Here is a 14,241-nt window from a genome sequence, read left to right as displayed (position 1 = left end):
CTCACCCTCCCCCCCCCTCCCTCCCCCCCTCCCCCCCCCTCCCACCCCCCCTCCCCCCCCCCCCCCCCCCCCCCCCCCCCCCCGGGGCGCACTGCTCCAGCCGGATCAGTAGACCGGCTTCTCCGGCTCGATCTGGTTCACCCAGCCGATGACGCCGCCGCCGACGTGCACCGCGTCGGAGAAGCCCGCGGACTTCAGCACCGCGAGGACTTCCGCACTGCGGACACCCGTCTTGCAATGCAGGACGATCTTCTTGTCCTGCGGCAGGTCCTGGAGGGCGCCGCCCATCAGGAACTCGTTCTTGGGGATCAGACGGGCGCCGGGGATCGAGACGATCTCGTACTCGTTGACCTCGCGGACATCGATGATGTCGATGTTCTCGCCGTCGTCGATCCACTCCTTGAGCTGCTTGGGAGTGATCGTCGAACCGGCCGCCGCCTCCTGGGCCTCCTCGGAGACGACGCCGCAGAAGGCCTCGTAGTCGATGAGCTCGGTGACGGTCGGGTTCTCGCCGCAGACCGCGCAGTTCGGGTCCTTGCGGACCTTGACCTGGCGGTACTGCATCTCCAGGGCGTCGTAGATCATCAGTCGGCCGACCAGGGGCTCACCGATGCCGGCGAGCAGCTTGATGGCCTCGTTGACCTGGATGGAGCCGATGGACGCGCAGAGGACACCCAGCACGCCGCCCTCGGCGCAGCTGGGGACCATGCCCGGCGGCGGGGGCTCCGGGTAGAGGCAGCGGTAGCAGGGGCCGTGCTCGGACCAGAAGACGGAGGCCTGACCGTCGAAGCGGTAGATCGAGCCCCATACGTACGGCTTGTTGAGCAGCACGCACGCGTCGTTGACGAGGTAGCGGGTCGCGAAGTTGTCCGTGCCGTCGACGATCAGGTCGTACTGACTGAAGATGTCCATCACGTTCTCGGCCTCGAGCCGCTCTTCGTGGAGGATCACGTTCACGTACGGGTTGATGCCCTTGACGCTGTCGCGGGCGGACTCGGCCTTGGAGCGGCCGATGTCGGACTGGCTGTGGATGATCTGGCGCTGCAGGTTCGACTCGTCGACCTCGTCGAACTCCACGATGCCGAGCGTGCCGACACCGGCTGCCGCCAGGTACATCAGCGCCGGCGAGCCGAGCCCGCCCGCGCCCACACACAGCACCTTCGCGTTCTTCAGCCGCTTCTGCCCGTCCATCCCGACATCCGGGATGATCAGGTGGCGGGAGTACCTGCGGACCTCGTCTACGGTGAGCTCGACTGCGGGCTCGACCAGGGGTGGCAGCGACACGGGGGCTCCGTCGGTCGGTATGTCAGTACGGTTGTTCTCCTCGCAACACTGCCACGGCCCTTCTCATTCCGAGACACCACGTCCGATCTGCGAGACGATTTCGTCCCAGTAGCCGGGCAGTGTCTCGAATGGCCCGATATGCCCTCTTCCTTCGCTGCGGCCGCCCCGGTCGGTGAAGAAGATCGTCCCGGCACCCTGCCAGCGGGCGATGCGCGTGGCCTCCTCGAGATGGGTGCGGGGCACCCCGTGGACGAAGTGCACGAAACGTTCCGGCGGATACTCCGCGGTCCACTCGGCCACCTGCGACCAGCGGTACTCCGCCCACGCCCCGGAGAAGGTCACGAGCTGGTCCGCGGTCTCCGCGTAGCCGGGGTACGGGTGCGTGCCGTGTCCCAGCACCAGGTGCCCGCCGTCCAGGACCGCGTCCAAGGTGGCCGCCGTACGCCGCACCTGGGCGAGGTCGGCACGCGCGCCGGGACAGCGGTCCAGCAGGAAGCCGTCGACCTTGTACCAGTCGACGAAGTGCTGGGCGTCACAGACGAGGTCGCCGAAGGAACGCGACCCGTGGGACATGTCGAGATGCCCCAGGACCCGCACGCCGGCGTTGCTCAGCCTGCCCGCGGCCTCCAGACAGTGCGGGTCGGGCCGGTCGCCCGGCCCGGCGGCGACGTTGAGGACCACCCAGTGCAGCGGGGTACCGGGGCGGGTCAGCTCGGCCCATTCGACGGGAGCGAGCAGGGGGTGGGCGTATCCGGGGATCCCGAACCCGAGCCTCTCCGCCCCTGTGGCGGACAGCTGCGGGTCCGTGGTGGTCAGATGCGACATGCCGCCTCCATCCAGATGTCCGCGAGGGATTCCTCCAGGTTGATCCGGGGGCGCCAGCCGAGCCGGTCACGAGCCGTGCGCACGTCCGCCTGCTGCCAGCTGCCGCAGCCGTCCGGGTACGGGGAGGGCGTCGCGGCGAGGTGCTCGACGACCGACTCGGTGCGTGGACTGCCGATGGCGCCGCGCCCCGGGGGCGCGTCCAGCTCGTGCAGGGCACCCGCGTAGCCCGCGACCCGGGCGAGGGTCGACGCGGCGTCCCTGAGCCGCACGGCGCGTCCGGTGCCGATGTTGACGACGCCCTGCGCCGCGGAGAGCGAGGCGGCGTGCACGGCGCGCGCCACGTCGCGTACGTCGACGAAGTCGCGCTGCACACCGAGACCGCCGAGTTTCAGCTCTCCGTCACCGGACTGCATGGCGCGCCGCATGGCCTCCGCGAGGCGGCCGAGCGGGGTGCCGGCCGGGGTGCCGGGGCCGACCGGCGAGAAGACCCGCAGTACGACGGCGTCCAGGCCGGAGCCGAGCACCAGCTCGGTGGCGGCGAGCTTGCTCACCCCGTACGGGCCTCCGGGGCGGGGGACCGCGTCCTCGGCGGTGGACGAGCCCTGCTGCGAGGGTCCGTACTCGGAGGCGCAGCCGATCTGGACGAGACGGGCGCCGCAGCCGCTGCGGCGCAGCGCCTCGCAGACGGTGGCGACGGCAACGGTGTTGTGCCGGGTCAGCTCGCGGGCGCCGCCGCGGGTGGCGCCCGCGCAGTTGATGACGACTCCGGGGTGGACGGCGCCCAGGAAGCGGGTGAGCGCGCCGGGGCTGCCACCCGAGAGGTCGAAGCGGACATCGGCGTCGTCGCCGCGGCCCAGGGCGGTGAGGTGCACGGCCGGGTCGGCGAGAAGCCGGTCGGCGACGAAGCGGCCGAGGAATCCATTGGCACCGAGCAGGAGCACCCTCATCGCGCCGCTCCTCGGGGCCGACGGGCCGGAGCTGGGTGTTGCGGGGTCATGTCGCTTTCTCCTTAGGGATATTGCTGTCGTGCCTTGACGGCCGGTCACTCCGAGGTGTCGGCTCCGCGAAGTGACGGCGGATGGTCCGGCGGCTTTCAGAGCAGGTTTCGAAGCTGGTTCAGGAGGTGTGTGCCGAGGCCCGGGAGAGGACCACGACGGCGTGGGGGAGGAGCCCGACCACGGCGATGCCGCAGGCGAGCGCCGGTACGGCTGCCGTGCCCCACGCCCCCATGAGCGCTTCGACGGGCCGCGCGAGGAGGTCGAGGCCGGGCAGGCGCCCCGACAACAGCAGGGCGAGCGAGGCGACTTCCGCCGCACAGGCGACGGCCAGGGCGGTCGCCGCCGATTCGGGGAAACCGTGGACGACGAGCAGACGGGCGAGGAACAACAGGACGCCGAGAGCGGCGGTGGGTACGAGTGCGCTGCCCGGGAGCACGAGCGAGGTGAGGACGAGCAGTGCGGCCAGCGCCCCGAGGTGGAGCACGACGACGGCCAGGAGCAGGGGCCGGGCCCCGGCCGCGAACTCTTCGAGGCCCCGGCTGTGTTCGAGCCTGCGCCGTGCGAGTGCGGAGAAGAGATGCGCGCACCAGGCCGCGGGAGCAACGGCCAGGGCGAGGCCCAGGAGGGGAGCAGGGTCCAGCGGCCACGAGCCGTCGGGGCCGCCGCCGGAGATCTCGTGCAGAAGTCCCCCGCCGTATGCCGCGAAGGCGAGCAGGCACAGCGTCGACGTCTTCACGGAGGGGACGGTGCGCCCGGCCGGGCGGAGCGGTCCCCGGCGCAGGGCCAGCGCCACCGCAACGGTGACACCGATCGCGCCGGCCACGCCCGCCGTGAGCCGGAGCGTACCTTCGGACGCCTCCATGCCCGCCACCGCGACGGCGCACACGGCTCCCGGCAGGAGCGCCCGGAGTATCCACGGAGCGCTTCGTGTCCGGCCGGCGCGCGAATCGGCGGCGCCCGCCGGCCGGACGGGGGCCGCGGTGTGCCCCGTACCGCGGGGCACACGCGCGTACATCTCCTCGGCGAGGGCGAACACGTCCCGGTGGCGGAAGCGGGCCGCGGTACGGTCGGTGACTCCGTGCGCCTCCAGGCCGGCGGCGATCTCCAGCGGGTCGACCGCCTGCCGGCACAGCTCCCGATGGCGGTACATGAGCGCCTTCACGGGATCGGCGGTCCCCCGACGGGCCGGGCCGCGCTGCCCTGCGCGGGCGGCATCGGCCTTGGCTCCCTGGTCCTTGGGGAACCCGGCCGCCTCGGGCCGGGAATCCGGTGCGGTGGTGGTCTCAGGAATGGGGGGCACGGTCATCGGTGTGCCTCCTTCGCGGTCTCGGGTGGCGCTCCGGCCACTACGAGAGGCGGGCTCTCCGCCCAGCTCGGGGTGCGGGCGGCCGCCGCCGCGCCGGTCCAGCGGCCCGGTGCGTGGAACTCGGCCGGGTGCGCGAAGGGCAGCGGTTCGCCGTCGGCGTCGACGGCCTCCCGCTGCACCGGCGAGTGGGAGATCAGCTCCAGGTAAATGCCGCGAAATGCCGTCAGGTTCTGTTCCACCGTGAAGAGTTCGAGTGCGCGGGCACGCGCCGCGGCCCCCAGCCGCTCGCGGCGCTCCGGGTCGCGTAACAGCGCGAGGCAGGCGTCGGCGAGCGCCCGCGGATTGCGCGGGGGTACGACAAGGCCGGTGCCGCCGATGACCTCGACGACCGCGCCGACGTCGGTGGAGACCGTCGCGCGCCCGCAGAACATCGCTTCGACCAGACTGACGGGGAAGCCCTCGACGACGCTGGAAAGCACGACCACTCCCCCGGCGGCGTACGCGTCGACCAGTTCCGGGGCCTCGGGCCCGCCGATCTCCTCGAAGGACACCGGGTTGTCGCCCACGGCGTGCGCGCCGGCGGCCTCGTCGGGGAAGAGCTGAGCGGCGAGCGCGCTGCACTGCGCGAGGTAGGCGATCGCCTCCGGGCCGCTGGGCGGCGCGCAGAAGAGCCTGAGCCGCGCCTGCGGCTCCTCCTTGCGGATCTCGGCGAAGGCGTGCAGCAGAGCGACGAGGTCCTTGGAGGGCTCGATCCGGCCGACCCAGACGAGGGTGTACGGGTCGCCGGTGTCGGCGCTCTCGCCGACGGCCGCGAAGCGGTCCGCCTCCATGCCGGGGTAGACGGTGCGCAGTTTCTCGCGGTCGGCGCCGCACTTCTCCTGCCAGCGCCGCGCGTGGGTGTTGCCGGGGGTGATGACCGACGCCTGCCGGTAGACCTCGGCGGCGAGTTGCCGTTGGAAGGCGGCGAGCAGGGCCCTCACGGGCGCGCTCAGCCCTGCATCGGTGGCGGCCAGGTAGTGGGCGCGCAGTTGGACGCCGTACTCGGTGACCAGCAGCGGGACCCCGCAGAAGCGTTTGGCCAACAGGCCGGGCAGGGCCCCCGGCCCGCCGGACGCGGCATGGCAGAGATCGACGGCGCCGAGGCCGTCCTCGTCGTACCAGTCGAGCGACAGGGGGCGCAGGGCGCGCTCGAGCCGGTCCGCGAAGGCGAGGTGGTCCACGACCGTGGCTCCGTGCACCGTGCGGCGCGTACCGGGCGCACGGCAGGCGGACTCGAGGGCGCGCACGGCGACTTCCGAGCGGAGCGCCGCGTACAGGCCGCCGTGTTCGCGGGCCAGGTCGGCCAAGCCGTACAGCCCGTCGGCGAATCCCTCACCGTCGGCGCACACCGCGGCAGCGAGGTCCTTGAAGTGGCCCGCGAAGCGCCGGCGTTCACGCCGGCCGTAAAGACGGCCGTCGTCCGCCGCCGCCCACAGCGGGGCGGTGCGCACCCGGCGCACCTGCGGCGGGAGCTGAATGCAGCCGAGCTCCTCCTGCTGAGCGCTCCGGCTGAGCGCGTAGAGGTCGAACTCGTGCTGCCCGAGCCCGCGCACCAGCCGGTCGCACCAGAGCCTGGACTCACCCGTCGCATACGGATAACCACTCTCAGTGAGCAATCCGATTCGCACGAGTGCACCCCCGATCTCCTTTATGGACGGCCGCCGTTGTGTTCCGGCGACTCACAGCGGAACGACGTTAAGCGGACACGGCGGCAGCACGACGGACGGTTGTCCATCGCGCCACCAGAAGGGGTGAATGCACGTAACTTTCACACTCCGGTAGCGTTCAGTCGCGCTACGGCGCGAGTCGCTCACAGAGCGTCAGGCTGCGGCCAGTCCCGCGGCAGCTCACCCGCCGGGGTGCACCCACGGGTTGGCGCGGCACTTGACCCCGTTGACGTCGAGCGTCTTGGTCTGCTGCTGCATCACCGGAGCGAGCGCTCCGGGCGTGCTGCAGTTCACGTGGTTGTGCCCGAGCCGGTGCCCGACCTCGTGGTTGATGAGCATCTGCCGGTAGGCCAGCATCGCGTCGTCGCCGTACGTCTCGGCGCCCTGCGCCCATCGGAAGGCGTTGATCATCACGCGCTCGGTGGAGGCGGAGTCGCACGAGACGCTGTCGACGCTGGTGTCCAGCCCCGACTTGGCGCACCACACGTCGGTGGTACCGGGACTGGCCAGCGTCATGACGAACTCGACCTCGCCCGAGGAGACCCGCTCGAAGGTCATCGCGCCGCCGTGGGCCCAGCTCCGCTCGTCGTTCAGCGTCTCCTGGATCGCCCTGGCGAACAGCCCGCCGTCGAGGGGGAGCCCCTTCTCCACATCCACCCGGTAGCGGATCTTGCGACCCTTGCCCGGCGCCTTCTCGAAGCCGGGGACGGCCTCGAAGTCGCCGGAGGCCTCCAGCTTCGGATCGATGGGGAACTGCTGGGTCATCAGCTGCTGGTAGGTCGGCGCGGCAGGCCGCGCGGCCTGCGGCGGTGTGGCCCTGCCCTCCGAGCGGCCCGGGTGCTCCTGCGCCTGACGCTCCTCACCCGCGGACTGGGCGCCGATCGCGCCCTGATCGTCGGCCGTGACCTGCCCGGCCACCACGACGGCGAGCACGGTGGTGACCGCAGCTGCCGCGATCCCCGTGAACGTACGGCCCTTGCTCGTCCTGGCCGGCGGCTCGCCGCCCGGCCGGTCCTCGGTGCCGGACAGGTCGTCGGCCTCGGTGTCCACCGCGATTTCGGGCGGCCGCCCGTGTCCCGTGTCCCAGTCGGTCACCGCGGCGTACGGCTCACGGCCCGACTGCTGCTGGTCGAACGCCTCGACGTACTCCCTGCGCGGACCCGGTACCCGCGTCCCGCCGGCCATCGTGCGCGGGGGCTGCGTCTGCAGACGCTGCCCGCCCTGCGCCGACCGCTCCGGCGGCCGGCCCTGCCAGTCGCCCCAGCCGCCCCCCGCCTCGTGGTGCTCGGGGTGGCCGCCACGGGTCTGCGGCGTGCCGTACCCGAACACGGTCTGCTCGGGACCGGCGCCCGGTCCGGCCGCGCGCCTGCGCCGGCCATTGCCGGGCGAGGCGCCCACGGCCTCCCGTTCACCGCCCGCCACCGCGCCTCCCGCCCCGGCATCCACGCCTTTGGGTACGGGGCCCTTGCGGCTGTGTCGTCCCACGCCCCGGATCAGCTCCTACCGCAGTCGTCGAGCAGTTCCCGGAAGGCCTGGGCGACCGTTTCCGGGTACTCCATCATCGCAACATGCCCGGCGTCCGGGAGCGTCAGCAGCCGGGAGCCCCGGAACGCCACTGCCGCCTTGCGCGCCATACGGTACGAGACGAGCTGGTCCTTGCGCCCGTAGACGAGAAGGGTCGGCGCGAGCACGCGCTCGGCCTGCCGCCACAGCCCATGCTGCCCACCGAGCGTGTACGCGTCCACGATGCCACGCGCCGACCTGGCCATCGCGTCCCAGAAGTACGGAAGCCCCATGCGCCGCTCCATCTCCTCGACAGCGTGGCGCAGCGCTTCGTCCGTCACCCGTGAGGGGTCGCCGTAACAGAGCCCCAACACCCCTCGGGTGCGCTGTTCGGCCGTCCAGTCCTTGGTCATTCTCGAGAAGAGACCGACGACGCCGGGCAGCGCGAGCAGTGCGGTCGGCACCGCGGAGCGCTGGACGCGCAGCTCGGGCAGAGCGGGCGAGACCAGCGTCAGGGTGCGGACCAGGTCGGGCCGGACGGCCGCGATCCTGGTGCAGGCTGCGCCGCCCATTGAATTGGCGAACAGATGGACGGGACCGCGGCCGCCGGCGTCCAGGAAACGGATCACCGCTCTGGCATGGCCGGTGACCGAGTAGTTGCCGTCGTCCGGCGGCGGGGAGTCCCCGAAGCCGGGCAGGTCGATCGCCTCGCCGTCCACGGTGTCCTCGAGCCGGGACATCAGCGCCGACCAGTTCTGCGACGAACCGCCAAGCCCGTGGACGAACAGCGCGGCCGGCAGCCCTTCGCGCACCGGGGGCCGCGAACGCACCGTGAGGGTGAGTCCCGGCAGGGCGACGGAGCGCAGCTTCTCCCCGTCGTGGACGCGCACGGCCGTTACCTTGGGAGCCGTCGCGGCATTGGCGGCGCGGGCTCCCGGCAGCTCGGTCGAAGACATGCGGCAATGTTACGAGATGATCACGCAGGTAATCATGTGTCGGGTGTCACACATCGCGCGCATCCTGCCGGGCACCCGGAACATCACCGAATCACCACGTAGCGCCATGAATCAGTACCTCCTAGGCTCGTAGGGAAAGGCGCACTCCAGGGAAAGCGGTGCCGCATGTCAGTCGATCCGAGCGATCCCGAGACCTTCGAGGAAGACGAGCAGAACACCGAGGCGCGCGACGAAGAGGTCCCCGAAGCGGACGCCGCCGAACAGCACACGGAGGTGCGCTCCGAGCGGGACGACCCGGTGAACCACGTCGACCCGGCCGCCGCGAACGAGGCGGACATCGTCGAACAGACCCGTGTGGTCAAGCTCGACGAGGACGACTACCGGTGACCTGTCGCCCGTTGACCCGAATTGTCCAGGGGTTCTCTGCGAACAGGCAGCTTCCGAGTCTGTCCGGTCCGTGAAATTCTGCGTCCGCGCGACGCACAGCCGGGTTACCCAAAAGTACGATGGCGGCGCGGCGCACAGCGCGCACGGAAGACTGTGCTTGCTCAAACTGTGCTTGTTCGAACATGGGAGGCGGCGTGACAGCCATCGAGCAGACAGAGGCGGCGCGCCCGCGGGGCACACGCCTGCCACGCCGAGCCCGCAGAAACCAGCTCCTGGGCGCGGCCCAGGAAGTTTTCGTGGCTCAGGGATACCACTCGGCGGCGATGGACGACATCGCGGAGCGGGCCGGAGTCAGCAAGCCCGTTCTCTACCAGCACTTCCCCGGAAAGCTGGAGCTCTACCTGGCACTGCTGGACCAGCACTGCGAGTCGCTGCTGCAGGCCGTCCGAGGTGCGCTGGCGTCGACGACGGACAACAAGCTCCGTGTCGCCGCGACGATGGACGCCTACTTCGCGTACGTGGAGGACGAAGGGGGCGCCTTCCGGCTGGTCTTCGAATCGGACCTGACCAACGAGCCGGCCGTCCGCGAGCGCGTCGACCGGGTCTCACTGCAGTGCGCGGAGGCCATCTCCGACGTGATCGCGGAGGACACCGGACTCTCCAAGGACGAGTCGATGCTGCTCGCGGTCGGCCTCGGCGGCGTCTCCCAGGTGGTCGCCAGGTACTGGCTGTCCAGCGGCTCCGGCATCCCCCGGGACACCGCCGTGCAGCTGCTCACGTCGCTCGCCTGGCGCGGTATCGCAGGGTTCCCGCTGCACGGCTCGGATCAGCAGCAGTGACACGGGGCGGCGGCTCCAGGACGGCTCGCGCCGGAGCTGTTCGCTCCTGGCGTTTCCCCAGGGGACCTGCCGCATACCGACTCCGGGCTAATGTGTGCTGCGTACGGCGCGGCTGACCGCGCAACGCACTGACCGTTCGGAGGGACATAGCCGTGGAGGTCAAGATCGGCGTGCAGCACGCGCCCCGGGAGATCGTTCTGGAGAGCGGGCAGTCCGCCGAGGAGGTCGAGCGCGCGGTGGGCGATGCGCTGGCCGGCAAGGCGCAACTGCTCAGCCTCACGGACGAGAAGGGCCGCAAGGTCCTGGTACCGGCAGACCGGCTCGCCTACGTCGAGATCGGCGAGTCGGCGACGCGGCGCGTGGGATTCGGCGCGCTGTAGCGCGACGGCCGCATGCGCGACGGGCACGGCCCGGGCGAGCGCGGTGAAGATATGGCAGGAGAGGGCCCGGCGGGAATTCCCGCGGGGCCCTCTCCTGCTGCTCAGCGCTGCTCCGAACCGCTGCGGGGAGGGTTGCCTTCTGTGCACGCCGGGTAGTACGGGCTACGACCGTCCCGCCCGCACCGGCGTCCGTGAGGTGATCAGCAGTGCTCTTGGAAACGCTCGGTTCTGTTCTGCTCGGACTCGCCCTCTCCTGGGCCGCGATCCGTCATCTTGCCGATCGTCTCCCCTCCCGCAGGGCGGTCTTCGCCACCGGCACCCTGGGCGCGATGTTCGGCGCCTATGTGACGCATGTGGCGCTCGGCCCCGGTCATCTTCTGGCCACGCTGGTGGGGGCCGCGGCAATCGGGGCGGTGCTGCTCTCGCTGCTGATCCGGCCGTCCACCCACAGACTGCGCCGCGCGTTCCCTTTCTGAGCCCGCCCGACGACCGGCCGCACGAACGACGGCCGGAGCACCACCCCGGCCCGAGCCCCGACGACGAGGGCCTGGCGAAGCCCGGCACCGACTCCGAGCACGAGCCGCGACCTCAAGGCGACGTGCATGGCCCCGAGCGCGACACCGACCGCACACCCGAGCGCGAGCCGCGCCCCAAGGGCGACGCAAAGGGCCCGGAGCGCGCCGAACGCGCCCCCCGAGCAGGGCCCGCGGTACAACGCCGAAGCGCTCGTGAACGGAGCCCGGGGCGCAACGCCGAGCACGGTGCCGGGCCGGACCCCGAGCGCAACGTCGATCCCGGTGCCGGCAGGCACCAGAGGCACCGGTGGCTCTGAGGCCGACGGGAGCGGGCGGGCCGGTCCGGCCAGACCTGGCAAGGCCGGTCAGCCGGGCGGTCGATGCGTCAGACCGTCACGCCGCCAGTCCCAGCGCGGCCATGCGCTTCGTGTGCGCCTTGGTGATCCGGGAGAACATCTCGCCGACCGCTGCGAGGTCGAAGCCGTCCGCCACACCGCCCACGAGCATCGTGGAGAGCGCGTCCCGCTCCGCCACCACCCGCTGAGCCTGGGAGAGCGCCTCACCCATCAGTCGTCGCGCCCACAGCGCGAGCCGGCCTCCGACCCGCGGGTCGGCCTCGATCGCGGCGCGGACCTTCTCCACGGCGAAGTTCCCGTGGCCGGTGTCATCGAGCACGGCGAGCACCAGGGCGCGGGTGTCGCTGTCCAGGCGGGCGGCGACCTCCCGGTAGAAGTCGCTGGCGATCGAGTCGCCGACGTACGCCTTGACCAGGCCCTCGAGCCAATCGGACGGCGCGGTCTGCCGGTGGAAGTCGTCAAGGGCCTGCGCGAAGGGCTCCATCGCGGCCGTCGGCTCCGTGTCGATCGCCGTCAGCCGGTCCCGCAACCGCTCGAAGTGGTGGAACTCGGCGGAGGCCATCTTTGCCAGCTCCGCCTTGTCCGCCAGCGAAGGCGCGAGCTTCGCGTCCTCCGCGAGCCGCTCGAACGCCGCCAGTTCGCCGTAGGCGAGCGCGCCCAGCAGGTCCACGACGGCGGCACGGTACTGCGGGTCTGCGGACGCCGCCGCCCAGTCCTGGGCGGCGATCCCGGTGTGACCGGTGGATTCAGTGGCGTTGTCAGGCGTCTCCATGAACGGCACAATAGCCCGCCCGCCGCGCGGGTGAAGGGCCTGGTCAGCCATGCCCGGAACACAGTTCTCGTGAATTCACCCAACACACATGCGCGAATCCGGGGTACAGTGGTAATGCGCCTGCTGAGCGTCAGAGTATTTCTACGTCCTCAGTAGGCCGTCTGATGAATGAGGATGCCCGGTCGGTGGCCCGATCGGCTCCGCCCCGACCGCCCTCCCCGCGGATCATGCGCACAGATGCGTGCGACCGCAGATGAGGGGCCCCCTCAGCGGTACGAGCGCTCGAGCGACGGCAGTGGTCCCGCGCCATCCGACCAATCCACGGTCGGTCCAGTACCCAGGTGCGGTACGACCCCCAGCGTTCGCCTCGCGCCGCGTCTCACAGAAGAGGCAACACCCTGACTACGAAGACTTTCCGGGATCTCGGGATCCTGCCCGAGACCGCCGAAGCCCTTGAGGCTGTCGGCATCGTGTCCCCCTTCCCCATCCAGGAGATGACGCTCCCCGTCGCCCTCTCCGGCTCCGACGTCATCGGCCAGGCCAAGACCGGCACCGGCAAGACCCTCGGTTTCGGCCTGCCGCTGCTGGAGCGCGTCACCGTCCCCGCGGACGTCGAGGCGGGCCGGGCCGGGCCCGACCAGCTGACCGAAGCCCCCCAGGCGCTTGTCGTCGTCCCCACCCGCGAGCTGTGCACCCAGGTCACCAACGACCTGCTCACCGCCGGCAAGGTCCGTAACGTCCGCGTTCTCGCGATCTACGGCGGCCGTGCGTACGAACCCCAGGTCGAGGCCCTCAAGAAGGGTGTCGACGTGGTCGTCGGCACTCCCGGCCGGCTGCTGGACCTCGCGGGCCAGAAGAAGCTGAACCTCTCACACGTGCGCGCGCTCGTCCTCGACGAGGCCGACGAGATGCTCGACCTGGGCTTCCTGCCCGACGTCGAGAAGATCATCCAGCAGCTGCCGGCCAAGCGCCAGACCATGCTGTTCTCGGCGACCATGCCGGGCGCGGTCATCGGTCTCGCCCGCCGCTACATGTCGCAGCCCACGCACATCAGGGCCACCTCGCCCGACGACGAGGGCGCCACGGTGCGCAACACCACGCAGCGTGTCTACCGCGCGCACTCCATGGACAAGCCGGAGATGGTCTCCCGCATCCTGCAGGCCGAAGGCCGCGGACTCGCGATGATCTTCTGCCGTACGAAGCGGACGGCCGCCGACATCGCCGACCAGCTCGCCCAGCGCGGCTTCGCGTCGGGTGCGGTCCACGGCGACCTGGGCCAGGGCGCACGCGAGCAGGCCCTGCGGGCGTTCCGCAACGGCAAGGTCGACGTGCTCGTGTGCACCGACGTCGCCGCGCGCGGTATCGACGTCGAAGGCGTCACCCACGTCATCAACTACCAGTCACCGGAGGACGAGAAGACGTACCTCCACCGCATCGGCCGCACCGGCCGAGCGGGTGCGTCCGGCACCGCCGTGACGCTGGTCGACTGGGACGACATCCCGCGCTGGCAGCTGATCAACAAGGCGCTGGACCTGGGCTTCCCGGACCCGGTGGAGACGTACTCCACGTCGCCGCACCTGTTCGAGGAGCTGTCCATCCCGGCCGGCACCAAGGGTGTGCTCCCCCGCGCCGAGCGCACCCGCGCCGGTCTCGCGGCGGAGCAAGTCGAGGACCTGGGCGAGACGGGCGGCCGCGGCCGCCGGTCCGCCGCGCCGGCGGCACGCGAGGAGCGCGCGGAGCGCCCCGCGCGTACGCCGCGCCAGCGTCGTCGCACGCGCGGCGGGGAGTCCGTCGCACAGACGCCGGTCGTACCGGAGCAGGCCGCCGGCGAGGCGTCGGCCGAGCCGCGCACTCCGCGCCGCCGCCGTCGCACCCGCGTGGGTGCGAGCGCGGCGGCGGGGGCGACGGCCGTCGTCGAGGCCGTTGAGACGATCGTCGAGACCGCCGAGCAGTCCGAGCCCGAGGCGGAGGCGGCGACCAAGCCGCGCCGCCGCCGTACCCGCCGGGCATCCGAGGCCGTTGTCGCCGAGGCCGAGGCGGCGGTCGTCACCGAGGCCGAGGCGGTTGTCGCCGAGGCGGAGGCGAAGCCGCGCCGGACGCGTACACGCAAGACCGTCGAAACCCCCGTCGAAACAGACGCCGAGGCCAAGCCCCGCCGCACCCGGACACGCAAGACCGCGGAACCGGCGGCCGAGACCTCAGACGCCGTCGAGACCGAGACGACGCCCCGCCGGACACGTACACGCAAGACCGTCGACACGGCGCAGGCCGTCGAAGCGGCCGAGACCGAGGCGGCCGAGACGAAGCCCCGCCGGACACGTACACGCAAGACCGTCGAAACCCCCGTCGAAACAGACGCCGAGGCCAAGCCCCGCCGCACCCGGACACGCAAGACCGCGGAACCGGCGGCCGAG

Annotated in this window: 13 protein-coding genes; 5 read left to right on the top strand and 8 right to left on the bottom strand. The window is 71.6% G+C overall.

What is annotated here, in order from left to right; all coding sequences use genetic code 11:
* Window positions 1–105 precede the first annotated feature (105 nt).
* The 7 genes from moeZ to ACZ4SA_RS00620 form a co-directional block, all read right to left on the bottom strand.
* Window positions 106–1,284, bottom strand: a complete 1,179-nt coding sequence (gene moeZ / locus ACZ4SA_RS00650; RefSeq protein WP_468267938.1) for an adenylyltransferase/sulfurtransferase MoeZ — start codon at window positions 1,282–1,284, stop codon at window positions 106–108.
* A gap of 63 nt (window positions 1,285–1,347) precedes the next feature.
* Entirely contained in the window at window positions 1,348–2,109 is a 762-nt protein-coding gene (locus ACZ4SA_RS00645; protein ID WP_468267935.1) for a spherulation-specific family 4 protein, read from the bottom strand.
* Entirely contained in the window at window positions 2,097–3,056 is a 960-nt protein-coding gene (locus ACZ4SA_RS00640) for an NAD-dependent epimerase/dehydratase family protein (protein WP_468267932.1), read from the bottom strand. The genes ACZ4SA_RS00645 and ACZ4SA_RS00640 overlap by 13 nt, the downstream gene beginning before the upstream one ends.
* Window positions 3,057–3,225: 169 nt before the next feature.
* The gene (locus ACZ4SA_RS00635) at window positions 3,226–4,413 is read right to left on the bottom strand and encodes a hypothetical protein (protein WP_468267929.1); all 1,188 of its coding nucleotides are present in this window, start codon (window positions 4,411–4,413) and stop codon (window positions 3,226–3,228) included.
* Window positions 4,410–6,080 (bottom strand): DUF3492 domain-containing protein, encoded by a 1,671-nt coding sequence (locus ACZ4SA_RS00630; RefSeq protein WP_468267926.1) that lies wholly within the window; start codon window positions 6,078–6,080, stop codon window positions 4,410–4,412. Before ACZ4SA_RS00630 ends, ACZ4SA_RS00635 begins: the two co-directional genes overlap by 4 nt.
* 219 nt (window positions 6,081–6,299) lie before the next feature.
* Window positions 6,300–7,604 (bottom strand): DUF3152 domain-containing protein, encoded by a 1,305-nt coding sequence (locus tag ACZ4SA_RS00625; RefSeq protein ID WP_468267923.1) that lies wholly within the window; start codon window positions 7,602–7,604, stop codon window positions 6,300–6,302.
* An 8-nt stretch (window positions 7,605–7,612) separates the two neighbouring features.
* Entirely contained in the window at window positions 7,613–8,578 is a 966-nt protein-coding gene (locus ACZ4SA_RS00620) for an alpha/beta fold hydrolase (RefSeq protein WP_468267919.1), read from the bottom strand.
* A 165-nt stretch (window positions 8,579–8,743) separates the two neighbouring features.
* Between ACZ4SA_RS00620 and ACZ4SA_RS00615 the strand changes: the two genes are divergently transcribed.
* The 4 genes from ACZ4SA_RS00615 (at window position 8,744) to ACZ4SA_RS00600 (ending at window position 10,660) form a co-directional block, all read left to right on the top strand.
* Window positions 8,744–8,965: a hypothetical protein gene (locus ACZ4SA_RS00615; protein ID WP_468267916.1), complete on the top strand. Its 222-nt coding sequence runs from the start codon at window positions 8,744–8,746 to the stop codon at window positions 8,963–8,965.
* 194 nt (window positions 8,966–9,159) lie between these two features.
* The gene (locus tag ACZ4SA_RS00610) at window positions 9,160–9,804 is read left to right on the top strand and encodes a TetR/AcrR family transcriptional regulator (RefSeq protein WP_468267914.1); all 645 of its coding nucleotides are present in this window, start codon (window positions 9,160–9,162) and stop codon (window positions 9,802–9,804) included.
* A 152-nt stretch (window positions 9,805–9,956) separates the two neighbouring features.
* Complete coding sequence (locus ACZ4SA_RS00605; RefSeq protein ID WP_356638418.1) at window positions 9,957–10,184, top strand: DUF3107 domain-containing protein; 228 nt, start codon at window positions 9,957–9,959, stop codon at window positions 10,182–10,184.
* 206 nt (window positions 10,185–10,390) lie between these two features.
* The gene (locus ACZ4SA_RS00600; protein ID WP_468267911.1) at window positions 10,391–10,660 is read left to right on the top strand and encodes a hypothetical protein; all 270 of its coding nucleotides are present in this window, start codon (window positions 10,391–10,393) and stop codon (window positions 10,658–10,660) included.
* A gap of 432 nt (window positions 10,661–11,092) precedes the next feature.
* Here ACZ4SA_RS00600 and ACZ4SA_RS00595 read toward each other — a convergent pair whose 3' ends face one another.
* Window positions 11,093–11,827 (bottom strand): ferritin-like fold-containing protein, encoded by a 735-nt coding sequence (locus ACZ4SA_RS00595; protein WP_468267908.1) that lies wholly within the window; start codon window positions 11,825–11,827, stop codon window positions 11,093–11,095.
* 494 nt (window positions 11,828–12,321) lie between these two features.
* Between ACZ4SA_RS00595 and ACZ4SA_RS00590 the strand changes: the two genes are divergently transcribed.
* Window positions 12,322–14,241: DEAD/DEAH box helicase (locus ACZ4SA_RS00590; protein WP_468268449.1), on the top strand; the 1,920-nt coding region annotated here is incomplete at its 3' end.

The sequence above is a fragment of the Streptomyces sp. NPDC027962 genome, assembly GCF_055566095.1.
Note: the sequence above shows the minus strand (reverse complement) of the source record. Positions and strands in the feature narration are given on the sequence as shown.

What these genes read in the sequence shown, in the direction of transcription:
- ACZ4SA_RS00645 (WP_468267935.1), bottom strand. Translation starts at nt 2,109, where the DNA reads ATGTCGCATCTGACCACCACGGACCCGCAGCTGTCCGCCACAGGGGCG.
- ACZ4SA_RS00640 (WP_468267932.1), bottom strand. Translation starts at nt 3,056, where the DNA reads ATGAGGGTGCTCCTGCTCGGTGCCAATGGATTCCTCGGCCGCTTCGTC.
- ACZ4SA_RS00635 (WP_468267929.1), bottom strand. Translation starts at nt 4,413, where the DNA reads ATGACCGTGCCCCCCATTCCTGAGACCACCACCGCACCGGATTCCCGG.
- ACZ4SA_RS00620 (WP_468267919.1), bottom strand. Translation starts at nt 8,578, where the DNA reads ATGTCTTCGACCGAGCTGCCGGGAGCCCGCGCCGCCAATGCCGCGACG.
- ACZ4SA_RS00615 (WP_468267916.1), top strand. Translation starts at nt 8,744, where the DNA reads ATGTCAGTCGATCCGAGCGATCCCGAGACCTTCGAGGAAGACGAGCAG.
- ACZ4SA_RS00595 (WP_468267908.1), bottom strand. Translation starts at nt 11,827, where the DNA reads ATGGAGACGCCTGACAACGCCACTGAATCCACCGGTCACACCGGGATC.